Origin of the sequence: Fluviibacterium sp. S390, from assembly GCF_049800695.1 — a bacterium.
Lineage (GTDB): Bacteria > Pseudomonadota > Alphaproteobacteria > Rhodobacterales > Rhodobacteraceae > Meridianimarinicoccus.
Map to the genome: position 1 here is coordinate 18,075 of NZ_JBNAFN010000004.1, position 23,259 is coordinate 41,333.

A 23,259-nucleotide genomic window follows, 5' to 3' on the forward strand; every position below is an offset into this window, starting at 1 on the left:
AGGTTCTCACAGTGCCCTCGACACGCAAGGCTTGGACATTTCTGCCCGAATTCTTCGCATTTGCCCGGCTCAGGGTGTCAGGCCAACGCACAGAAGTCTTGCAAATGCCGAGTTTCCCGGCTTTCCTGCTGGACGCCAAGGCTGGTCTACGCCGCATCGATCGATCTTGGCACGGATCCATTCCGGTACAGCGGCGGTTTTTCGGATCTATGGTGGCGTTACTTCCAGGCGGCCCGGCCGTGCGCATTGATGGGAAACCCGTGACGCGCGCCCGGCTGAGCGTTCACATGTCATCCTGCAACAGCGCACTTCCGTGCGTGCCAGACCTATGCCCGGTACTTGTGGTGCAGGGCACATGAGCCTGGATCGCGACATGCTGGTACAGGCCCTTGCGCGGCATCCGCGCGTGGCGCGGGTGGTGGTGGCCGAGACCGCAGGATCCGTGCCGCGCGAAACCGGCGCCGCGATGCTGGTCTGGCCCGAGGGGCAATCGGGCACCATCGGTGGCGGCGCGCTGGAATTCGACGCGGTGGCCGAGGCCCGCAAATGCCTGTCCGCAGGTACCCACAGGGTGCAGCGGATCCCGCTGGGCCCCGCGCGCGGCCAGTGCTGCGGCGGCGCGGTCACCCTTGTGATCGAATGTTTCGACACCACGCGTCTGGCCGAGGTTGCCGAGGACACGCCTTTCCTGCGCCGTATCGATGGCGCGGATCTGGCGCCGCTTTCCCTGCGCCGTGCGTGCCGCGCGGCCCGGTCCGAAGGCCAGCCAGTGACCACCGTTCTTCAGGACGGCTGGCTGCTGGAGCCGGTAACGCGACCCACCCGCCCGGTCTGGATCTGGGGCGCGGGCCATGTGGGGCGCGCATTGGTCGATGTGCTGGCACCCCTGCCGAACCTTGCGCTGACGTGGATCGACACGGCCCCCGACCGCTTCCCGGAAACGCCGCCCGAAACGGCTACGGTGCTGCCTGCCGCACAACCACCGCTGCTGGTGCACCGCGCCCCCCGCGATGCCCGGCACCTGATCCTGACCTATTCGCACGCGCTGGATCTTGATCTTTGCCATGCGCTGCTGACCCACGGGTTTCACAGCGCCGGGCTGATCGGATCGGCCACAAAATGGGCCCGTTTCCGGCGCCGGCTTGCGGCCCTGGGCCATGCCCCCGACGACGTTTCCCGCATCACCTGTCCGATCGGCGATCCACGCCTCGGCAAGCATCCTGCAGCCATTGCCATCGGTGTCGCCGCCGCCCTTCTGGCCGACGAGCCCTGCGCCCATCAATCCCGGATTGCCCATGAGTTTTGAGCCTGCCCAAACACCCCTGCTGTTGCTGGAGGGTCTGACCAAGGCCTATCCCGGCGTTGTCGCCAACGACCAGGTCGGTTTCTCGATCGCGCCGGGGGAAATCCACGCGCTGCTGGGCGAAAACGGCGCCGGGAAATCGACCCTCGTCAAGACCATCTACGGGTTGGTCAAACCCGACGCCGGCCGGATGGAGTTGCACGGCGAAGCCTACATGCCTGCCAAACCCTCGGAAGCGCGTCGGCGCGGCGTGGCCATGGTGTTCCAGCATTTCTCGCTGTTCGAGGCGCTGGACGTGGCCGAAAACATCGCCCTGGGCATGGAAGACCCGCCGCCCCGGCGCGATCTGTCTGAACGCATCCGCTCGGTCTCGGAAGAATATGGCCTGCCGCTGGACCCGTCCCGACGCGTCGGTGACCTGTCGGTGGGCGAACGCCAGCGGGTCGAGATCATCCGCTGCCTGTTGCAGAATCCCAAGCTGCTGATCATGGACGAGCCGACCTCGGTGCTGACCCCGCAAGAGGTGGACATGCTGTTCACCACCCTGCGCACCCTGTCGGCGGAAGGCACCGCGATCCTCTATATTTCGCACAAGCTGGATGAAATCCGCAGCCTCTGCGACGCGGCCACTGTGCTGCGCCACGGCAAGGTGGTGGGCGATTGCATCCCGCGCGAAACCTCGGCCCGCGCCATGGCCGAACTGATGGTCGGTGCCACCCTGCAAACCCCGGCCCGCGCCGCAGGCACGCGCGGCGAGGTGCTGCTGGAGGCGCGTGGGCTGAGTCTGCCCTCGGAGCGCCAGTTCGGCACCGCGTTGAAGAGCATCCAGATGCAGGTTCGGTCCGGCGAAATCCTGGGCATCGGCGGGGTTGCGGGCAACGGACAGGACGAATTGCTGGACGTTCTGTCGGGCGAAAGCCGCGCCCCGGCGGGCACGTTGTTCTTTGAAGGTCAGGACATCGCCGCCCTCGGCCCACGCCAGCGCCGCGCGATGGGGCTGCTGACCGCGCCCGAAGAACGTCTGGGCCATGCCGCAGCACCCGACATGAGCCTTGTGGAAAACGCGATGCTGACCGGCGACCCGCGCATGTCTCTGGTGCGCAACGGTATGCTGGACTGGCCGAAGACCCGGGAGTTCGCGAAAAAGATCATCGCCGATTTCGACGTGCGCACGCCGGGCAGCCATGTGGCCGCCCGTGCCCTGTCTGGCGGCAACCTGCAGAAATTCGTGATCGGCCGGGAGGTGCTGCAAAATCCCCGCGCGCTGGTGGTGAACCAGCCGACCTGGGGCGTGGATGCCGCCGCCGCCGCCGCGATCCGGCAGGCCCTGCTGGATTTGGCCGAACAGGGCACCGCGCTGATCGTCATCAGCCAGGATCTTGAGGAAATACTTGAGATTGCAGACAATTTCGCGGCCCTGAACGAAGGCCGCCTGACCGAACCGCGCCCTGCCGCCGGGCTGAGCCTGGAAGAAATCGGCCTGATGATGGGCGGCGCTCATGACATGGACACCGCACATCATGCCGAAGCCTAGCGCCCCACAAGGAGCCGCCCCATGATCCGCCTTGAAAAGCGCCCCACCCCGTCCCGTCTGTGGACCGCGCTGACGCCGCTGGTCGCGGTTCTGGCCACCGTGATTGCCGGGGGGCTGATGTTTGCCGCCCTTGGCAAGGATCCGGTCGAGGCCATCCGCACGATCTTCTACGATCCGCTCTTCAACGAACAATTCGCCAGCTACTCGCGGCCGCAGCTTCTGGTAAAGGCCGGGCCGCTGATCCTGATCGCCATCGGGTTGAGCCTTGGCTTCAAGGCCGGCATCTGGAACATCGGCGCCGAAGGTCAATACATCATGGGCGCGATCTGCGGCGGCGGCGTCGGACTGGCGCTCTACCCGTCTGAATCGCCGCTGATCTTTCCGCTGATGGTGCTGGCTGGCGCCTTGGGCGGCTGGGCCTGGGCGATGATCCCGGCGATCCTGAAGACGAAATTCAACACCAACGAGATCCTCGTGTCGCTGCTGCTGGTCTACGTGGCCGAACAGCTTCTGGCCTCGGTCTCGCTGGGCCTTCTGCGCAGCCCCGACGGCGGCGGCTTTCCTGGCTCGCGCAATTTCCAGCATTGGGACGCGGCAGCCAACGTCGAGTTGTTCCCCGGCACCGGCATGCACTGGGGGGTGGTCGCGGCCTTCATCGCGGTGATCGGCGCCTATGTCCTGCTGGCCCGGCACATGTTGGGCTACCAGATCCGCCTGACCGGGGCTGCGCCGCGCGCGGCGCGGTTCAGCGGCGTGAACCCGACCCGGCTGATCGTCACATGCCTTGGCCTTTCCGGCGCGTTGGCCGGATTGGCGGGCATGTTCGAGGTGTCTGGCCCGGCGGGGCAACTGAGCATCGACTTCGGCTCGAACTACGGCTTCACCGCCATCATCGTGGCCTTCCTGGGCCGCCTGCATCCGGTGGGCATCCTGCTGGCCGGGCTGCTGATGGCGCTGACCTATATCGGCGGCGAGCTGGCGCAATTCATGCTGGGACTTCCGGCAGCAGCGATCCAGGCCTTCCAGGGCATGTTGCTGTTCTTCCTGCTGGCGGTGGACGTTCTGACCAACTTCCGCATTCGCCTGATCAAATCCGAGGTGGCGTGATGGGTGCTATATCAATCGAGCTTCTGCTGGCCTCGCTCATGGTGGCCTCGACCCCGATCCTGCTGGCCGCCATCGGTGAGCTGGTGGTCGAGAAATCCGGCGTCCTGAACCTTGGCGTCGAGGGGATGATGATCACCGGTGCCATCTGCGGCTTTGCTGTCGCCGTGGAAACCGGCAGCCCCTTCCTGGGGTTTGTCGGCGCGGCCCTTGGGGGCGCGACCCTGTCGGTGATCTTCGCCGTGCTGACGCAATACCTGCTGTCCAACCAGGTGGCGACCGGGCTGGCGCTGACGCTGTTCGGGCTGGGGTTCTCGGCCCTGATCGGACAAGGCTACGTGGGCATCAAGCCGCCCGCCATCGGTTCGGTCAACCTGGGCATCCTGTCGGACATTCCCTTCGTCGGTCCGGTGCTGTTCAGCCATGACGTCACCGTCTACGTGGCGTTGGCGCTGGTGGCCGCGGTCTGGGCCTTCCTGAAGTTCAGCCGCGCCGGTCTGATCCTGCGCGCGGTCGGCGAAAGCCACGAGGCCGCCCATGCCCTTGGCTACAAGGTGGTGCGCATCCGCTTTCTGGCAATCCTGTTCGGCGGTGCCTGCGCCGGTCTGGGCGGTGCTTACCTCAGCCTCGTGCGCGTGCCGCAATGGACCGAGGGCATGACCGCGGGCGCGGGCTGGATCGCGCTGGCACTGGTGGTGTTCGGCGCCTGGAAACCCTGGCGCGTGCTGCTGGGGGCCTATCTGTTCGGCGGCGTCACCGTGTTGCAGCTGAACCTGCAGGCGGCGGGCCTGAAGGTGCCGGTCGAGCTGTTGTCCATGTCGCCCTACCTGATTACCATCCTTGTGCTGGTCATCATGTCGGCAGACCGCCGCCGCGCCGCGCTGAACGCACCGGCCGCCCTTGGCCGCGTCTTCCACGCATCCACCTGACCCGGACGAAAAGGCCACCTGACCGCATATGCGCCGCGAAGAATACATCGAGATCCTGGACGGGGTGCACCCGGACCACTCGCGCGCGATTGCGCTGGCCCACCAGGGACTGATCGTGGCGTCGGGGCTGAGCATTTCGCTGGAAACCGTGCCCAGCCTGCCGTCCTGGGCCCATGCGCTGTTGTTCTGGTTCGAGATCTTTGTGCTCTTCGTGTTTCTGGTGGAATACATCGCCCGCGTCTACTGCGCCCCCAACCGGCTGAAATACATCTTCAGTTTCTGGGGCATCGTGGATTTTCTGGCCTGCCTGCCGGCGCTGCTGATCGTGCAGCAGCAATGGGCCGCCATCCGATCGCTTCGGTTGCTGCGGCTGGCGCGCCTGCTGAAACTGCTGCATGCCAACCGCGCCCTGCGGCGGCTGGAAGTGGCCCTGGCCCACAGCCGGGGCGAGTTGATGGTGTTTGCCTTCCTGGCGGCCATCATCCTCTATATCGCGGCGGTCGGCATCTATATCTTCGAACATGATGCCCAGCCCGAGGCGTTCTCGTCGATCCCGATCAGCCTGTGGTGGGCGGTGGTCAGCTTCACCACCGTGGGCTATGGCGACATCTACCCGATCACCACCGAAGGGCGGCTGTTCACCACCGCGATCCTGTTCGTCGGGCTGGGCGTCATCGCCGTGCCCACCGCAATCATCACCACCGCGCTGATCAACACCGAACTGGAAGGCACCATCGAGAAAAAGGTAGAAGCCGAGGTCGAGCGCGAGGTGGAGACCGAACTGCACGAGGAAATCGAACGCGAGATCCGCAAGGATCTTGCGCCGTTGAAAAGAAAACCAACAAGGAGAACTTGAACATGATGCAAACATTGAAAGCCGTGCTCGCCGCGGCGGTCGTGGCGGTCGGTGTCGCGGCACCGGCCATCGCCGAGGATCCGGTGAAGGTGGGCTTCATCTACGTCGGCCCCGCCAACGACGGCGGCTGGTCCCAGCACCACCACGAGGCGGCGATGAAGATGAAGGAACACTTCGGCGATGCCGTCGAGGTGGTCGAACAGGAATCGGTTCCCGAGGGTGCCGATGCGGAACGCGTGATGACCCAGATGGCGCTGTCCGGTGTCGACCTGATCTTCACCACCTCCTTCGGCTACATGGATCCGACCATCAACGTCGCCAAGAAGTTTCCGAACGTGAAGTTCGAACACGCCACCGGCTTCAAGACCGCGCCCAACGTCTCGGTCTATTCCGCGCGGTTCTATGAAGGCCGCGCTGTCACCGGCTATATCGCCGGGGCGATGACCAAGACCAACAAGATCGGCTATATCGCCTCGTTCCCGATCCCCGAGGTCATCCGCGGTATCAACTCGACCCATATCCACGCCAAGAAGGCCAATCCGGATGTCACACTCAACGTGATCTGGCTTTACACCTGGTTCGATCCGGGCAAGGAAGCCGACGCCACCCAGGCCATGCTGGACCAGGGTGTTGACGTGATCCTGGCCCACACCGATTCCACCGCGCCGCTGGCGACACTGGAAAAACAGGGCGGCTACGGCTTTGGCCAGGCGGCTGACATGATCGAATTCGCGCCCGAACCGCGCCTGTCCTCGATCATCGACGAATGGGCGCCCTATTACATCGAGCGTGTGCAGGCCGTCATGGATGGCACATGGGAGTCGGTGAACACCTGGTACGGCATCACCGAGGGCATGGTCGGCATCGGCGAATTCAGCGAAGTGATCCCCGAAGACGTGCGTGCCGAAGCAGCCAAGATGCGCGATGACATCGCCTCGGGTGCCTACCACCCGTTCACCGGCCCGCTGAACAAGCAAGACGGCACACCCTGGCTGGCCGAAGGCGAAGTGGCCGACGACGGCACACTGGCCGGCATGACCTTCTACGTCGAAGGCATCGAAGGCGACGTGCCCAACTGATCCCACGACCGCCCGCCCCTTCGGGTGCGGGCGGCTGTCCCTGCCGGCGGCTCAGGCTGCCGGCGCGGCGGGATCCCGCCCCCCCCTGTGCGCTCCTGTCGCGTTGCCGTACGACGAGAATGGTCGCAACCCATGCACATATTCCAGAGTGAAAGGGCGACCTCATGTCGTGGCAAGACAAGAACAAGGACATGCGCGAACAGTTGCGCGCGCTGAACACTGCCATTCCCGAAGCGGCCAAGGGCTTTGGCGCCCTCAGCAAGGCGGCCAAGACCGGCTCTGCCGTGGACACCAAGACGCTGGAGTTCGTCGCCCTCGGCATCGCCGTTGCGGATCGCTGCGAGCCGTGCATCGGTTTCCACATGGACGCGCTGGTCAAGCTTGGCGCCACCCGCGAGGAAATCGCGGACGTGCTGGCCATGGCCGTGCAGATGGGCGGCGGGCCGTCGCTGATGTATTCGGCCAAGGCCCTGCGCGCCTATGACGATTTGAGCGCCGGCTAGCCCCGACGCCCCGGCTGTCTATCCGTTCAAGCGAATGGTGGCATTGGTCGGATCATAGGGGCTGTCCTCGGTCACCTCGGCATCCCACAGTTGGTCAAACATCTTGACCTTCAGGCGGGTGCCGGGAGCCGCCAGGTCCGGCGCCACATAGCCCATGCCAATGGATTTGCCGAAGGCCACGGAATAGCCGCCCGATGTCAGGCGTCCGACACGCGTGTTGCCGTCATACAGCGCCTCGCGACCCCAGGGGTCGGCATCCTCGGGCCCGTCGATCAGCAGGGTCACGCATTTCGACCGGATGCCCAGATCCAGCATTGCCTGCTTGCCGAAGAAGTTCTTGTCCAAGTCGATGAAGCGGTCCAGACCGGCCTCGGCGGGGGTGGCGTCGCGGCCCAGTTCGGTGCCGAAGGCGCGATAGGATTTCTCCTGCCGCAGCCAGTTCTGCGCCCGTGCGCCCACCAGCTTCATGCCGTGCGCCGCACCGGCGTTTTCCAGCAGGTCGAACAGGTAATTCTGCATCTCGATCGGGTGGTGCAACTCCCATCCCAACTCGCCGGTATAGGCGACACGGATCGCCATCGTGGGGCACATGCCCAGTTCGATCTCGCGGGCCGACAGCCAGGGGAACCGCTTGTTGGACAGGGCGGTGTCCGGATCGGCATCCTTGAGCACCGCCTTCAGCACATCGCGCGACTTCGGGCCGGCGATGGCGAACACGCCCCATTGGGTGGTGACATCCTGCACCAGTACCAACTTGCCGGTGCGGTCCATGAAATCCTCGGCCGCCTTTTGCAGGTAGTCCGCGTCATAGGTCACCCAGGCCCCGGCCGAGACAAGATAGTATACGTTCTCGTGCTGGCGGACGATGGTGTATTCGGTGCGCGTCGTGCCTGCACTTGTCAGCGCGTAGGTCAGGTTGATCCGGCCGATCCTGGGCAGCTTGTTGCAGGTGAACCAATCCAGAAACTCGGTGGCGCCCGCGCCCGATACCCGGTGCTTGGCAAAGGCGGTGGCGTCGATCAGTCCGACACCCTCGCGGATCGCACGCGCCTCGGCCTCGGCATATTGCCACCAGTCGCCGCGCCGGAAACTGCGAGAGTCGTGGTCGAAATTGTCATGCGCCCCCAGCGGGCCGAAATAATTGGGCCGCTCCCAGCCGTTGACCTGCCCGAATTGCGCGCCACGCGCCGCCTGACGGTCATAGGCCGGCGCGGTGCGCAGGGGCCGACAGGCCGGGCGTTCCTCGTCGGGGTGGTGCAGGATATAGACGTGGTCGTAGCATTCCTCGTTCTTGCGCGCCGCGTATTCGGTGGTCATCCACCGCCCGTAGCGCTTGGGATCAAGCGAGGCCATGTCGATCTCGGCCTCGCCGTCCACCATCATCTGCGCCAGGTAATACCCGGTGCCGCCCGCCGCGGTGATGCCGAAGCTGAAGCCTTCGGCCAGCCACATGTTGCGCAGCCCCGGCGCCGGACCGACCAGCGGATTGCCGTCCGGCGTGTAGCAGATCGGGCCGTTGAAATCATCCTTCAGACCCACGGTTTCCGACGACGGAATCCGGTGGATCATCGACATGTATTCCTCCTCGATCCGCTCCAGATCCAGCGGGAAGAGGTCGGCGCGGAAACTGTCGGGCACGCCGTATTCGAACCGCGCAGGTGCGTTGCGCTCATAGGGGCCAAGGATCCAGCCGCCGCGTTCTTCGCGCACGTACCACTTGGCGTCGGCATCGCGCAGGACCGGGTGTTCGCCATGTGTCTTGCGATATTCCACCAAGGCCGGGTCGGGCTCGGTCACAATGAACTGGTGTTCCACCGGGATCGCCGGGATCTTCAACCCCAGAAGTCGCGCGGTGCGCTGCGCGTGGTTGCCGGTGGCGGTGACCACATGCTCGGCGGTGATGACCACCTGTTCCTCGGTCGCGATCAGATTGCCGCCCTTGTCGGCGGTGCGGGTGCAGGTGACTTCCCAGGCCTGCCCGTTCCAGCGATAGCCATCGACCTGCCACTTGCGTTCAATGACAACGCCGCGCTGACGGGCGCCCTTGGCCATGGCCATCGTCACATCCGCCGGATTGATGTAGCCATCGGTCGGGTGATAGATCGCGCCCTTCAGATCTTCGGTGCGCACCAGCGGCCACCGCTCCTTGATCTGGGCCGGGGTCAGCCATTCATAGGGCACGCCCGCGGTTTCGGCCGTCGAGGCATAGAGCATGTATTCATCCATGCGCGCCTGCGTCTGCGCCATGCGCAGGTTGCCCACCACCGAGAACCCGGCATTCAACCCGGTCTCGGCCTCCAGCATCTTGTAGAAATCGACCGAGTACTTGTGGATATGCGTCGTGGCATAGGACATGTTGAACAGCGGCAGCAGCCCCGCCGCGTGCCACGTCGATCCGCTGGTCAGCTCGTCCCGTTCCAGCAGCATCACGTCGTCCCAGCCCGCGCGGGCCAGATGATAGGCTATGGACGCGCCGACAGCCCCACCACCAACAACCAGTGCTTTGACTTCTGTTTTCATGGCCGGGCCTCCTGTTCCACGCTTGTCAGCACCATGGCGCGGCGGTGCCCTCCTGTCCAAATCGGCCCGACCCATCGACCGGAAAAAACGACATGCAACGGCCCTGCGCGCATTTCCTCCCCGCGTCGAATCATGGGTAACGGATCCTTAAGCTTGGAGGATGATCCTGAGGGCAAGAGTAAACGGTTGTGTTTGTGTCATCGTCAAAAGTTTTGTGAGGAGTCGCCGGAATGTACCGACAGACAGATGCCCTGGACCCGACCCCGCAGCCGCGCGCGGCGCGTGCCGTCAACCCCGTGTCGATCATCGCGTTCAACGCCTGTTGCTGCTGCGGCCTGGGCACCCTGGCCTGGCTGTCCGACTGGGCGCTGTTTTCCGTCTTTGCCCTGGGCTGGTTTGGCGGCGCGGCCCTGACCCTTGGCCTGCTGACGCTGCTGGCCGTGCGGCTGCCCGACGTCGGGATCGAGCCTGCGGAAACCGATCCGGCCAATTGCGACGCGCCCAGCCTGCAGGACGCCATGGCGGCCTGGGATCTGGACCGCGCCTATGAGATTGCCCAGCAGGCCAGCATGCGCGCCTGGATCAGCGATTTGACCCCGGACCCCGTGTCCGATCCTCATCGTGAGAGCGTGACCTGCGCTTGACGATGCCGCGCCAGACCGGGGCCCCTCTCTCCGGTCTGGCGTGACCTTTGGCGCCAGCCACGGCACTTGTGCCGCCCGCGCCGCCGCTTTACTCAGAAGATCAAAGCTCTTCGACCGGCGGTGCCATGGAAATCTGCCCGACCAAATCCGAAACCCGTGCGGCCGTCGCCCGGCTGAAGGCCGACGGGGCCGTGCTGGGTCTGGTGCCCACCATGGGTTACCTGCACGATGGCCACCTCAAGCTGGTGCGCGCGGCCAAGGCTTCTTGTGACCGGGTTGCGGCCTCGATCTTCGTCAATCCGACCCAGTTCGACGAGGCCAGCGATCTGGATGCCTATCCGGTGGATCTGGACCGGGATATCGCGCTGCTGGAAGCCGAGGGCGTGGACCTGCTGTTCCTGCCCGAAGCCGGCGAAATGTATCATCCCGAGGCCCAGACCGTCGTGGAAACCACCGGGCTGGCCAACGTCCTGATCGGCGCACTGCGACCTGGCCACTTTCGCGGCGTCGCCACCGTGGTGACCAAGCTGTTCAACATCGTTCAGCCCGACCGCGCCTTCTTTGGCCGCAAGGACTATCAGCAACTGCAAGTCATCCGCACCATGGTCCGCGATCTCGACATGCCCATCAAGATCATCGGCGTGCCCACCGTGCGCGAACGCGACGGTCTGGCCATGTCCTCGCGCAATGTGCGGCTGACCCCGGCGCATCGGGCCGCCGCACCGGCGCTGAACGCGGCGCTGGACTGGGCCGAACGCGCCCTGCCGCAACTGCCGCAAAGCGCCGAGGAACTGGCCGCCGCCATCACCTCCCGCGTCAGCGATGCCGCCGGCGCCGAGATCGAGTCGGTAGATATCCGCGACGCCGAAACCCTTGCCGAGCTTTCCGGCCGCATCGCCCGCCCCGCCGTCATCCTGCTGGCGGTGCGCTTCGGCGATGTTCTTCTGATCGACCAGCGCGTCGTCACCCCCTGACCCCCGCCGTTCTGCACGAGGCCCTTTCATGAGCACCCAGACCGAAACCATCCGCCGTATCACCGTGCCGCAAATTGCCCGGCGCAAAGGCGGCACCCCGATCGTGTCGCTGACCTCGTATCACGCGCATACGGCGGCGATCGTCGACAAATACGCCGACTTCATCCTTGTGGGTGACAGCCTGGGCATGGTCATGCACGGCATGGACAGCACCGTTGGCGTGCCGCTGGACCTGATGATCATGCACGGGCAGGCGGTGGTGCGCGGCACCAAGAAGGCGCTGATCGTGGTCGACATGCCCTTCGGCACCTACGAGGAAAGCCCCAACATGGCCTTCCGCAATGCCGCCAAGATCATGAAGGAAACCCATTGTGGCGCGGTCAAGCTGGAAGGCGGCGCACGCATGGCCGAAACCATCCGCTTCCTGACCGAACGTGGCATCCCGGTGATGGCCCATATCGGCCTGACCCCGCAAAGCAGCCACGTCATGGGCGGCTTCAAGACGCAAGGCCGCGATGAGGACAGCTGGCCCCTGCACGAGGCCGACGCCAAGGCCGTGGCCGAGGCCGGCGCTTTTGCCGTGGTTCTGGAAGGCATGGTCGAGCCGCTTGCGGCCAAGATCACGAAGCAGATCGACATTCCCACCATCGGCATCGGCGCAAGTGCCGAATGCGACGGCCAGATCCTGGTGCTGGAGGACATGCTGGGCATGAACCCCTGGACCCCGAAATTCGTCAAGGTCTACGGCTCTCTGGGCCCTATGATCGAGAAGGCGGTCAGCGACTATGCCACCGAGGTCAAGGACCGCAGCTTCCCCTCGGAAGACGAGATCTACCGCTAGGCGCGTCCCTCAGACGAAGTCGAAATCGCTGCTGGTCAGATCGGTGGCCAGCACATCCGCCAGCGTGATCTTGTCCGGCCCACCCGCAGCCAGACGGATCACCGTATGCGCGCCCGATTGCGTGATCGTCAGGTCGGACAGCGCCGTCACCCCGGTGTGGAAGCGGAAATCCAGCCGATCCTCGCCGTCGATGTAGTCCTTGACCACGTCGCGTCCGAAGCCCGCTTTCCAGACGAACGAGTCGAGCCCGGCGCCGCCGAGGTAGAAGTCGCCGCCGTCGCCGCCGTCGAAATAGTCGTCCCCCACCGATCCGATCAGCGCATCGGCACCATCGCCGCCGAACAGGCGGTCATCGTCGGCCCCGCCATACAGCACATCTCCGGCCGAACCACCCGCCAGAACGTCATTGCCTGCCGATCCGACCAGCGTGATCGCCGTGGCCAGCCCGTTGGCCTCGATATTGTCGTTGCCGGTCAGCCCGTTGACCCGCTCCACCCCGGTCCAGCCGCCGATGGACAGGATGATGCCATTGGTGTCGGTGACCACGGCCTTGTCAAACCCGGCGCCGCCGTCGAAGACATAATCCCCCGGCTGGCCGATATAGAGCACATCATTGCCCGCGCCGCCGTCGAACACATCATCACCGCTACCACCTAGCAAAAAGTCGTTGCCGCCGCCGCCGTTCAGCGTGTCGTTGCCATCGCCGCCGATCAACACGTCGTTGCCGCTGCCGCCGCTCAGGATGTCATCGCCGGCATCGCCGAACAGCAACAGCGCGTCGGTCTGCCCCGACCCGTTGATGCGGTCGTTCCCGGTGAACCCGTTGATCCGCTCCACGCCGCTCCACCCGGCCAGCGAGACGGTGACGCCCGCAGCATCGTTGGTCTGGGCCTTGTCGTAGCCCCGGGTGCCGCTGTCCTGAATGGTGTCGAACCCGTCGAACGCGTAGAAATCCGACTGCTCGCCGCCGTCCATCCAGTCGGCCCCGGAATCTCCGAACAGTGAGTCGGTGGAATCGCCGCCGAACAGCATGTCATCCTGGCTGCCGCCGAACAGCTGATCATTGCCGAAACCGCCGCGCAATTCGTCCTGACCGGCGCGGCCGAACAACGTCAGCCGCGAAAACGCCTTTGAGCCGTCCAGCGTGTCATCACCGCCCGCGCCTTCGACTTCTTCGATCGCTGCCCAAGTTGCCAGGTCCACGTCAAAGCCGGTGCCGGCGACGATCGCAACCCGATCATAGCCGTCGCCGCCATCGACCTTGTCGCCCGTGCTGTCCACGTACAGAAAATCGTCGCCGCCGCCGCCGCGCATGTCGTCGTCGCCAACACCGCCGTCCAGATGGTCGGTGCCCAGATCCCCGATCAGAATGTCATTGCCCGCCAGCCCGTTGAGCGTGTCGTGGTTCAGCCCGCCGCGGATGTAGTCGTCGCCGGCGGTCGAGGTCTCTTGCAGCACCTCCACGTGGCTGCTGCTTCGGATCACCTCGATGTTGGTGAAATCGCCCCGGAAGCTCTGGATCTGCTTTTCAAAGGACACCACGTACTGGGTGCCGGTGGGCACCACGCGGGTCAGGTCGTCGGCGCTGTTGGCATAGGCCGCGTCGGTTTCCAGCACCGCGCGGGGCGACAGCCCGCCGCGCGACTCGCGGGTGCCGGTATCGGACCAGACCGGCACGTCGATCTCGAAATCGGCGATGTAGAAGCCGCCCGCCATGTCATAGCGCACCAGCCCCAGTTCGACGGTCTGCTCGACCTCGCTGACCGAGCCGTCGGAGTTGGTGATATCCAGCAGCCGGGTGCCTAACTCTCCGAAGTCCAGCGTGTCGGTGCCGCTGCCGCCGTCGATGGTCAGCGCGCCCGCGCCGATGAAGAAGGTGTCGTTGCCGGCCCCGCCCCGGGCGGTGTCGTTGCCCTCCAGCCCGAAATAATCGTCGCCGCCGCGCCCGTCCAACAGGTCCGCCCCGGCGCCGCCGCGCAGGGTGTTGCTGCCGCCGTCGCCCAGGATCGTGTCAGCGCCCACGCCGCCAACGACGTTTTCGATCCCGTCCAGGGTTTCCGTGACATCCCGGTTGGCCGTGGTATCGGTGACTGTTGCAAAGGGAGAGGTCCGCATGGTGGCGACCAGATTCTGACCTGCCGCGCCGGATTCTGAGGGCACGATACGCACGGTCCGGGTTGCGACCAGCGTGCCATGCTGCAGCAGAATTTGGTCGATCTGGTTCCAGAACAAGGTGTTGGGAATATGGATGTCCACCGCAGCGACGCTGTTGTGCACAACGGCCGTGCCCGCCTGCAGATCCACGGTCACGTTGTTGAATTCCGACACCTCAAGGGCCCCGCCATCGGCACCGGGCGCCGCCGACGCATACGAGGCCGTGTCCCGCCCCGTCCCGCCGTACAGCATGTCGGCGCCGGTGCCGCCGTGCAGCAGGTCATCGCCGTCGCCGCCTGCCAGAATGTCGTTGCCAGCGCCGCCATACAGCAGATCGTCGCCCGACGATTGGTCAAGGTAGACCGGCCCGAAGGCCGCCCCTTTCGACACGGTCAACTGCGTATCCGCCGTGCCGCCCACCATGTGCAGCTTCAGGTCGGGCTCATTGGCGGCAGTGATGGCCGTGGGATCCGCCGAGATCTGGGTGGCCGCGCGGGCCACGTCCCAGACCCGGATCTCCTCGATCACGCCATCGAAGGACTGTTTGCTGGTGTCCGAGAACCGCCCGATGAAAATCTCGGCCGGATCGTCGCGCGGAGCGCCCTGAAGATTGACGAGTTTGTCGACGGACACCCCGTCCACGAACAGCTCGAAGGTTTGGGCCACCTCATCATAGACCCCCGCCATATGGTGCGTCAGGCCATCGGCGACCGCCCCGCCCGAGATGGCGTAGAAACCCCCGGTGTCACGGTCAAAGCGGGTATGACCATCGCCATTGCGCACCGCCAGCGAAAAGGTCTGCAACCCGCCGATCGGGCGCGAGATCAGGCGGTTATAGTCGGAATCCACGTCCGTGGTCTGGAACCAGGCCTCGATGGTCCAACTGCCGTTCAGCGGCAGTTTTGACGCGCTCGACGTGGTCTTGTAATAGCTTGCAATATCCGGGGCGTTGCGGGCGCCCATGATGCCTTCCAGCACATCGTTGCCGCCCGCTCCGATCAGCTTGTCGCCCAGGTGCCCGCCCGACAGCGTGTCGCCATGCAGGTCCGAACCGATCAGCACCTCGATATTGCGCAGGGTGGTGACCTTCGAGGAATCCCCGGCATAGGTGATCTGCTGTGCCAGCAGATTGACGGTCAGCCCCTCCAGCGGATTGCTGTCGAAGGCCGACACGATATCGGTGCCTTCGCCGCCGTCGATGATGCCATTCACCCGGATCACCTGGAACATGTCGGTCCCGGTTCCGCCAGAGGCATTGATGAACCGGGTGGCCCCGCCATTGCCGCGCAGCGCGAAACTGTCGTCGCCGTCGCCGCCGTCCAGTTCGGCGTTATAGGCCACCGCGAAGTGATCGTTGCCCGCCTCGCCATGGGCTTCGTAGAAATGACCGTTGTTGGGGGTTGAACCCCGCATGTGAAAGCTGAAATCGTCGTCGCCCTCGCCGCCATGCACCACCACCGCGGCCTCGTCGCGGATGCCGGACCGCGAAATGTCGAAACTGTCGTCAAAGTCGCTGCCGAAAATGGTGCCGAAGCCCTGGACCGAGCCTGCACCGGGATTCGAGGCCCCGCTGGCCGATTTGATTTCCACGGTATCGGTGGCCAGGAAGGCCTGGATCTTGCGGCTGGAGGCACCGATATCCTCGACATGCCAGCGCAGATCGTCGACGGATTCCAGGTACAGCGTGTCCTCGCTGTCGCCGATATAGCCCGCCCCGCCGGTGCCCGCATAGACGGTGTCGACGCCGTCGCCGGTCCGGATGGTCCCGCGCGCGCCTTCGGCGTAGATCACATCGTCGCCGCCCGCCCCGTCCAGCGAATGGGCCGCCGTGGCGCCGGTGCCGCCGTGGATCACGTCGTTGAAATCGGACCCGACGTAGCTTTCGATGCTCTGGGTGTATTCGGTGACCAGAACCGTGGTCAGATCGGCGGCCATCCGTTCGACCTTGCCCTGACCTGCAAAGATGCGCACCGGGCCCGAGCCTTGCTGCACCTCGGCCTTGTCGTCGGGATTGAAGCCGGTGTTGCCGGTCAGCCAGGAATGGTTCAGCGGCCCGTTCGACTGCGTGGGATTGTTGAACGAATAGTCCAGCGTGTCGGTGCCTTCGCCGCCATCATAGCGTTGCGCGGCCGAGGTGTCGGCATCGCCCACCACCAGGTAATCGTTGCCGTCACCACCGAACAGCTGGTCGATCCCCAGCCCGCCGATCAGGATATCACGGCCGTCGCCGCCGCTGATGGCATCGTTGCCGCCACGCCCGTCGATCAGGTCGTCCGAGAAGCCGCCGGTCAGACCGTTGCCATTGGCATCGCCGAACAGCAACGAATTGGTGGCATCTTCGGCCACCACGTTCTCGATGCTGGTCAGGGTGGCGATCTGCCGTCCTGTCAGGCGGAAGCTGCCCGCGGCCAGATCGACCTCGATGTCATGGCCGCCGCCGACGCCATCGTCGTAATAGCTGAAAGTGTCGATGCCCGCGCCGCCATCAATGGCGTCATCGCCGCCCCCGCCGGTGAAACTGTCATTGCCCGCGCCGCCCGACAGGGTGTCGTCGCCCGCGCCCCCCGCGATCACATCGTCGCCCAGACTGCCGGTCATGGTGACCCCTGTGGTCGATCCCGGCGTGTCGGCAAACAGGAAGGACGGATCATAGCTGCCGTCAGGGTTCTGCACCGGCGCCGGCGCGGTGAAACTGGTCCCCGGCGCCACCCGCTGCTGGTTCTTCAGCAGCAAATCCACATCGACGACGCGATTGCGGAATTCCAGGCTTTCGATGTCGTAAAGCGTGTCGCGCCCGTCCAGCGACACCCCGGCAATGGGCGAGATATGTTCCACCACCACCGGCGCGTTCTCGCTTTCGCGCGACACCACGTACTGGGTGATGTTCCCGAAATAGAAAGCCGTGTCCATGGCCCCGGCACCACCGCGCAGGGTGTCATCCCCCTGCCCGCCGGCGAAGTAATCGTTCTCGCCATCGACGCCGATCAACTCGTCCTCACCGGCCCCGCCGATCAGCATGTTTTCACCGCCAAGCGCGGTGATGACGTTGTCATGCTGGTCGCCGATCATCACGATGTCATGGATCAGCGCGGTCAGATCGTTGTCATTGTCCGACCCGGTCAGCGGCGGCTGCGAGGTATCGGCCCCCGGCAGATGCGGCGGGATTTCCAGTGCCACGCCATAGCCGCCGGCACTCAGCCCGGCATCGGCGATCAGGGTCTTGGCGCCGTTCAGCAGAAACTCCTGCAGCTTGTCCTTCAGCTCGCCCTCGACCCAGGCGACGATGCCCAGCGGATCGGGCACATCCAGCGTGCCGCCGCCCGATTGCTCTACCGGGTAGGTCTTGGCGTTCAGGTCAAAGTCGGTCAGGGTCGTCACCGCCAGATCGAAGGCCCCGTCCAGATGGTCAAGGATCGACAGTGACGGCAGCAGGCGTTCCACCTGGGCCTTGGCCTTGTCGATGATGTCGTCGATGCCGATGGCTTCCTGGATCTTGTTGATCACCGGATCGATGGTCAGCGACGCCAGAAAGTCCACCGCTGCCAGCAGCGGCTCGATCGGCTCCAGCAGTTTGTAGACCTCGTTCAGCGGCTTGCTGAAATTGTCCAGCAGGCTGGTCACCTTGCGCACCGCCGCATCCAGGTCGATGATCGGCTGGAAGTCGCCCTCGGGCACATCGGTCGAAAAACTGTCCAGCAGCGCCTTGGCGTTGTCATATTGCTGGTTGATCTCGCCCAGCAGGGCGGCGGGCGTTTCCACCAGCGTGCCCGTCCACTGGATCGGTGTGGCGTTGAAGGCCGCGGCCTGCCCGACGACCTCGCGCACCTGTCCGAAACTGGATTTCTGCGCGCCCAACTCGCCCTCGACCGCCGCCAGCCGGTCGTCGAAATCCATCACCTTGCTGTTGACACTGTCCAGCGTGGTCTTGATCGGGCTCTTTTCCAGCTTCTTGACCACGCTGTCGACGCGGGATTCGAACTGCTTGGTCTTGGTCTCGATCACCTCCAGCATTTCGTCGGCGGTCTTGGCGATGGCTTTCAGCGCCCCGGCCTTGCCCATCAGGCGCACGATCACCCGCAGTTTGCCGATATCGTCGCCGAAGGAGTCCAGCTCGTCCCGCAGGGCGACGACTTTCTCGATGGCCCGGTCGAACACATCCAGCGCGTCGATGACCTTGGCGGTTTCGGTCCGCATCTCGCCGACGTTTTTCAGGCTGGTCTGCAAGCCGCTGTCATAGTCTTCGATGGCGGTGACGGCGGTGGATAGATTCAGCAGCGGCGGCGTGCTCATGACAGACTCCCGGTCGAAAGACACATCTGTAATGAGACTATCTTAACCTTTTTCTTTCCCCTGCGTAATGAATTTGAAATTTTCTTTCGCCGGCTTCCATTTCCTTGCGCCGGGACACACACGAAAAAACCCCCGCAAACGGCGTTGCGGGGGTGAAATATCGGACCGGGTTCGCGCAGCCTCAGGGCAGGCGCACGGCGCCGTCCAGGCGCAGGGTTTCGCCGTTCATATAGGTGTTCCGGATCAGGAACAGCACCGCGTCGGCAAATTCCGACGGCTTGCCCAGCCGCTTGGGAAACACCACGTCCTTGGCCAGTTGCGCGCAGACGTCCTCGCCCAGTTCCTCGGCCATGGGGGTCAGGAACAGCCCCGGCGCGATGGCGTTGACGCGGATGCCGTTGCGCGCCAGATCCCGCGCCACCGGCAGGCTGGTCGCGGCGATGCCGCCTTTCGAGGCCGCATAGGCCGCCTGCCCGCGCTGCCCGTCGAAGGCCGCGACCGAAGCGGTGTTGACGATCACCCCGCGCTCGCCATCCGGGCCGGGGGCAGCCTCGGCCATGCGCGCTGCCGCCAACCGCAGCACGTTGAAGGTGCCCTTCAGGTTCACGTCGATGACCTTGGCATAGGCGTCCAGCGGATGCGGCCCGGTCTTGCCCAGCGTGGTCTTGGCCAGAACGATGCCCGCGCAATTCACCGCCGCGCCGGGGATGCCGAATGCGTCCTCGACGGCGCGCAACGCCTCGGTCACGCTGGCCTCGTCGCTCACGTCGACCGAGCGGAACATCACCGCCGCGCCCAGTTCCGACACCAGCGCGGCACCGCGTTCGGCGTTCAGATCGAAGATCGCCACGCGCGCGCCTTCGGCCACCAGCGCCCGCACCGTGGCCTCGCCCAGCCCCGATGCGCCGCCCGTGACAATCGCCGTCAATCCGTTCAGATCCATTCTCGCCTCCTCGCTGTTGCATCTACTTAGGCCCCGGCGCCGGGATCCGACAAGCATCAGCTCCGCGACGAAACGACCGTTCAATTCAAAAGCCGCGCCAACGAACAGCCCGATACAGAGCGCCTGTTCGACCGAATGGGTCATCAGGATCGCGTCGCGATCATTGGCCAGATGGCAGGCCAGGGCCACGCGTAGCTGCATCTCGCCCCCCCCCCGCGCAGGTGTCTTTTCCTTCCGTCGCGGCGAATTTCGGCCCTCCGGATCCGGACAAAGCCCGGGGCGCGCCCTGTCTTGCTGGCATCGGGCTTGCCCGCCTGGCCTTACACAGAATGCGGAACTGGCCCTATCCGACACGCGCACGCTGTGCACTTAGAAAGCTTGAGCATGGCGGCAGACCGGGTCAGACTGATCCCGTCGCGCCATGGAGAAGGAATGCTGGCATGAATCAGAACATCTCTCGCAACGATCTGTCGGATGTGGTCGCCGCAGACCGGGCGCACATGTGGCATCACCTGATGCAGCACAAACCGCTTGAGACCAATGATCCGCGGATCATCGTCGAAGGCCGCGGGCTGAAGGTCTGGGATCAGAACGGCAAGGAATTCATCGACTCCGTCTCGGGCGGGGTCTGGACGGTCAACGTCGGCTACGGGCGCGAAAGCATCGCCAACGCAGTGCGCGACCAGATCCTGAAGATGAACTTCTGGGGCGGCGCCATGGGCACGGTGCCGGCGGCACAATTCGCCGAGCAGCTTCTGGAAAAGATGCCGGGGATGAGCCGGGTCTACTATTCCAACTCGGGATCGGAAGCCAACGAGAAGGCCTTCAAGATGGTCCGCCAGATCGCCCACAAGCGCCACGGCGGCCGCAAGCACAAGATCCTGTACCGCGAACGCGATTACCACGGCACCACCATCGCCTGCCTCTCCGGTGGAGGCCAGCCCGAGCGCAACGCCCAGTACGGCCCCTATACGCCGGGTTTCGTCGAGGTGCCGCACTGCCTGGAATACCGCGCCCAGTGGGATCTGAGCGGCGAAGCCTATGGCCAGCGGGCCGCCGATGCCATCGAGGAGGTGATCCTGCGCGAAGGCCCCGACACCGTCGGCGCCCTGTGTCTTGAGCCGGTAACCGCCGGTGGCGGCGTGATCCCGCCCCCTCCGGGCTATTGGCCGCGCGTGCAGGAGATCTGCCGCAAGTACGACATCCTGCTGCACATCGACGAGGTGGTCTGCGGCGTCGGGCGCACCGGTCTGTGGTTCGGCTATCAGAATTACGATGTTCAGCCCGATTTCGTGACGATGGCCAAGGGCGTGGCCTCGGGCTATGCCGCGATTTCCTGCACCGTGACCACAGAGGAGGTGTTCGAGCAGTTCAAGGACGACGACAGCGATCCGATGAACTATTTCCGCGATATCTCGACCTTTGGCGGCTGCACCGCCGGACAGGCGGCGGCCATGGAAAACATGGCGATCATCGAACGCGAAAACCTGCTGGACAACACCAAGGCCATGGGCGCGCGGATGGTGGACAACCTGCGCGCGCTTCAGGACAAGCACGCGGTGATCGGTGATGTGCGCGGCGCGGGGCTGTTCTGCGGTGCCGAACTGGTCGCGGATCGCGGCACCAAGGAGCCGGTGAGCGAGAAGCAGGTGGGCGCGGTGCTGTCCGACTGCATGGGCCAGGGGGTCATCGTGGGCGCCACCAACCGGTCACTGCCGGGGTTCAACAACTCGCTGTGCTTTGCCCCGCCGCTGATCGCCACGGCCGATGACATCGACGCCATCACCGGCGCGGTGGACGCGGCCCTGGGCCGGGTCTTCGGCTAGGCGACCGGCACAGGGACAGATCCAGACGGGGGCGGCTCCCGCCCCCTTTTGGCCTGACGGCCGCAAGGCGTTGGGCCGGGCGCCGCGCCTGCGGCGCGGCGCGGTCGCACCCGACCCCGGGCCACGGCTCACCGGCAACCACCCGTTTGCACGGCACAATTCCCGCCCGCTGCGCCCCTGACTTGCACATGCCCCCCCGACGGCCTAGGCTGCGCGCGCACCAATGCCGGGAAGCTCGATGGCCACGATTTCGGAACAGACCTTTTTTCTGGACCCAGATTTCGAAGGCACGCTTCAGCAGCAGCTTCAGCACATGGTCACCTCGGCGATCCTGTCGGGTCGGCTGAAACCCGGCGACAAGCTGCCCTCGTCGCGCAAGCTGGCCGCGCATCTGGGGATCTCGCGGATCACCGTGACGCTGGCCTATACCGAGCTTCTGGCCAATGATTACCTGACCTCGCGCGGGCGGTCAGGCTATTACGTCTCGCTGTCGGCACCGCGCCCGCCGGCCTTCGACCTGCCGCGCGCCGGCAGCGAGGACCGCGTGGACTGGTCCCGCGCCCTGGGCCAGAAGTTTTCCGCCTACGCCCCCGTGCACCGGCCGCCCGACTGGCGCCGCTATCCCTATCCGTTCATCTACGGCCAGACCGATCCAACCCTGTTTGACCATCGCAACTGGCGGGTCTGCGCCATGCAGGCGCTCGGCCAGCGCGATTTCGAAGCCCTGACGGCGGATTACTACGAACGCGACGATCCCAAGCTGGTGGAATACATCCTGCGCCACATCCTGCCGCGCCGGGGCATCACCGCGCGCCCCGAGGAAGTGCTGGTCACCCTGGGCGCCCAGAACGCCCTGTGGATTGCTGCCCAGATCCTGCTGACCCAGCGCCGTCTCGCCGCCTTCGAAAACCCCTGCTATCCCGGCCTGCGCGAGATCCTGAACCAGACCCGTTGCAAGACGCTGGCGGTGGATGTGGACACCGACGGGCTGGACCCGGACGCCCTTTCCGACGAGGTTGACGCGGTCTTCACCACCCCCAGCCACCAGTGCCCGACCAACGCCACCCTGCCGCTGGAGCGCCGCATGGCACTGCTCGACCGGGCCGAGGCCGACAATTTCCTTGTCGTGGAGGACGACTACGAGTTCGAGATGTCCTTCCTCGACACCCCCTCACCGGCGCTGAAATCGCTGGATCGCAACGGGCGGGTGATCTACATCGGCTCGTTCTCGAAATCGCTGTTTCCGGGGCTGCGGCTGGGCTATCTGGTCGGCTCGGAACCCTTCATCCGCGAGGCCCGCGCCCTGCGCGCTCTCGTGCTGCGCCACCCGCCGGGGCATCTGCAACGCACCGCCGCCTATTTCCTGTCGCAGGGCCATTACGACAGCCAGATCAAGCGCATGGGGCTGGCCTATGGCGAACGCCGCGTGGTGATGGATCAGGCGATCCGCGCCCACGGGCTGACCCTGGCCGGGACCGAACAATTCGGCGGTTCCAGCTTCTGGATGACCACGCCCGAAGGCATCGGCAGCCGCGCGCTGGCCCAGGAGCTTCTGGACCACGGCGTGCTGATCGAACCGGGGCGCGCCTTCTTTGCCCCGGACGCACCCGACGACCGCCACTACCGGCTGGCCTATTCCTCGATCCCCGCCGATCGCATCGCCGAAGGTATCGCCCGGCTGGCACAGGCCCTGGACCGCCTGCAACCCGGCACCGGCCAATCCCAGCACACCCCCGCCCCGATTTCCCATTGACCCATG

At 65.1% G+C, this 23,259-nt stretch carries 15 protein-coding genes; 12 read left to right on the forward strand and 3 right to left on the reverse strand.

Annotation, left to right across the window (positions count from 1 at the left end; translation table 11 throughout):
- The first annotated feature begins 355 nt into the window (after window positions 1-355).
- The 7 genes from xdhC (at window position 356) to ACP15K_RS04510 (ending at window position 7,308) form a co-directional block, all read left to right on the forward strand.
- Window positions 356-1,306 carry a xanthine dehydrogenase accessory protein XdhC gene (gene xdhC / locus ACP15K_RS04480; protein WP_424989916.1) on the forward strand — a complete coding sequence of 317 codons (951 nt, stop codon included), beginning with the start codon at window positions 356-358 and terminating at the stop codon, window positions 1,304-1,306.
- Window positions 1,296-2,837: an ABC transporter ATP-binding protein gene (locus ACP15K_RS04485; protein WP_193141521.1), complete on the forward strand. Its 1,542-nt coding sequence runs from the start codon at window positions 1,296-1,298 to the stop codon at window positions 2,835-2,837. The genes xdhC and ACP15K_RS04485 overlap by 11 nt, the downstream gene beginning before the upstream one ends.
- A gap of 21 nt (window positions 2,838-2,858) precedes the next feature.
- Complete coding sequence (locus ACP15K_RS04490; RefSeq protein WP_193141520.1) at window positions 2,859-3,944, forward strand: ABC transporter permease; 1,086 nt, start codon at window positions 2,859-2,861, stop codon at window positions 3,942-3,944.
- Window positions 3,944-4,870, forward strand: a complete 927-nt coding sequence (locus ACP15K_RS04495) for an ABC transporter permease (protein ID WP_193141519.1) — start codon at window positions 3,944-3,946, stop codon at window positions 4,868-4,870. Before ACP15K_RS04490 ends, ACP15K_RS04495 begins: the two co-directional genes overlap by 1 nt.
- A 28-nt stretch (window positions 4,871-4,898) precedes the next feature.
- On the forward strand, window positions 4,899-5,726 hold the full coding sequence (locus ACP15K_RS04500; protein WP_424989917.1) for an ion transporter: 828 nt from the start codon (window positions 4,899-4,901) through the stop codon (window positions 5,724-5,726).
- Window positions 5,727-5,731: 5 nt separating this feature from the next.
- Window positions 5,732-6,805: a BMP family ABC transporter substrate-binding protein gene (locus ACP15K_RS04505; RefSeq protein WP_226925843.1), complete on the forward strand. Its 1,074-nt coding sequence runs from the start codon at window positions 5,732-5,734 to the stop codon at window positions 6,803-6,805.
- Between the two features lie 164 nt (window positions 6,806-6,969).
- Entirely contained in the window at window positions 6,970-7,308 is a 339-nt protein-coding gene (locus ACP15K_RS04510; RefSeq protein WP_193141516.1) for a carboxymuconolactone decarboxylase family protein, read from the forward strand.
- Window positions 7,309-7,326: 18 nt separating this feature from the next.
- On the opposite strand, the gene ACP15K_RS04515 is transcribed toward ACP15K_RS04510, so the two are convergent.
- The gene (locus ACP15K_RS04515; RefSeq protein ID WP_424989918.1) at window positions 7,327-9,828 is read right to left on the reverse strand and encodes a GcvT family protein; all 2,502 of its coding nucleotides are present in this window, start codon (window positions 9,826-9,828) and stop codon (window positions 7,327-7,329) included.
- A gap of 230 nt (window positions 9,829-10,058) precedes the next feature.
- On the opposite strand from ACP15K_RS04515, the gene ACP15K_RS04520 reads away from it, so the two are divergent.
- Genes ACP15K_RS04520 through panB form a run of 3 tightly spaced genes read left to right on the forward strand, consistent with a single transcriptional unit; the run spans window position 10,059 to window position 12,287 of the window.
- Window positions 10,059-10,472, forward strand: coding sequence for a hypothetical protein (locus ACP15K_RS04520; protein ID WP_424989920.1), 414 nt, complete (start codon window positions 10,059-10,061; stop codon window positions 10,470-10,472).
- 47 nt (window positions 10,473-10,519) lie between these two features.
- Window positions 10,520-11,446, forward strand: coding sequence for a pantoate--beta-alanine ligase (gene panC, locus ACP15K_RS04525; RefSeq protein ID WP_424989921.1), 927 nt, complete (start codon window positions 10,520-10,522; stop codon window positions 11,444-11,446).
- Between the two features lie 28 nt (window positions 11,447-11,474).
- Window positions 11,475-12,287, forward strand: a complete 813-nt coding sequence (panB, locus tag ACP15K_RS04530) for a 3-methyl-2-oxobutanoate hydroxymethyltransferase (protein WP_193141512.1) — start codon at window positions 11,475-11,477, stop codon at window positions 12,285-12,287.
- A gap of 9 nt (window positions 12,288-12,296) precedes the next feature.
- On the opposite strand, the gene ACP15K_RS04535 is transcribed toward panB, so the two are convergent.
- Window positions 12,297-18,731 (reverse strand): LamG-like jellyroll fold domain-containing protein, encoded by a 6,435-nt coding sequence (locus tag ACP15K_RS04535; protein WP_424989922.1) that lies wholly within the window; start codon window positions 18,729-18,731, stop codon window positions 12,297-12,299.
- 181 nt (window positions 18,732-18,912) lie between these two features.
- A complete protein-coding gene (locus tag ACP15K_RS04540) occupies window positions 18,913-19,674 on the reverse strand; it encodes an SDR family NAD(P)-dependent oxidoreductase (RefSeq protein WP_193141564.1) in 762 nt (253 codons plus the stop codon).
- Between the two features lie 440 nt (window positions 19,675-20,114).
- Here ACP15K_RS04540 and ACP15K_RS04545 point away from each other — a divergent pair, with 440 nt between their 5' ends.
- Window positions 20,115-21,500: an aspartate aminotransferase family protein gene (locus ACP15K_RS04545; RefSeq protein WP_424989923.1), complete on the forward strand. Its 1,386-nt coding sequence runs from the start codon at window positions 20,115-20,117 to the stop codon at window positions 21,498-21,500.
- 238 nt (window positions 21,501-21,738) lie between these two features.
- On the forward strand, window positions 21,739-23,253 hold the full coding sequence (locus ACP15K_RS04550) for a PLP-dependent aminotransferase family protein (protein WP_424989924.1): 1,515 nt from the start codon (window positions 21,739-21,741) through the stop codon (window positions 23,251-23,253).
- Window positions 23,254-23,259: the final 6 nt, after the last annotated feature.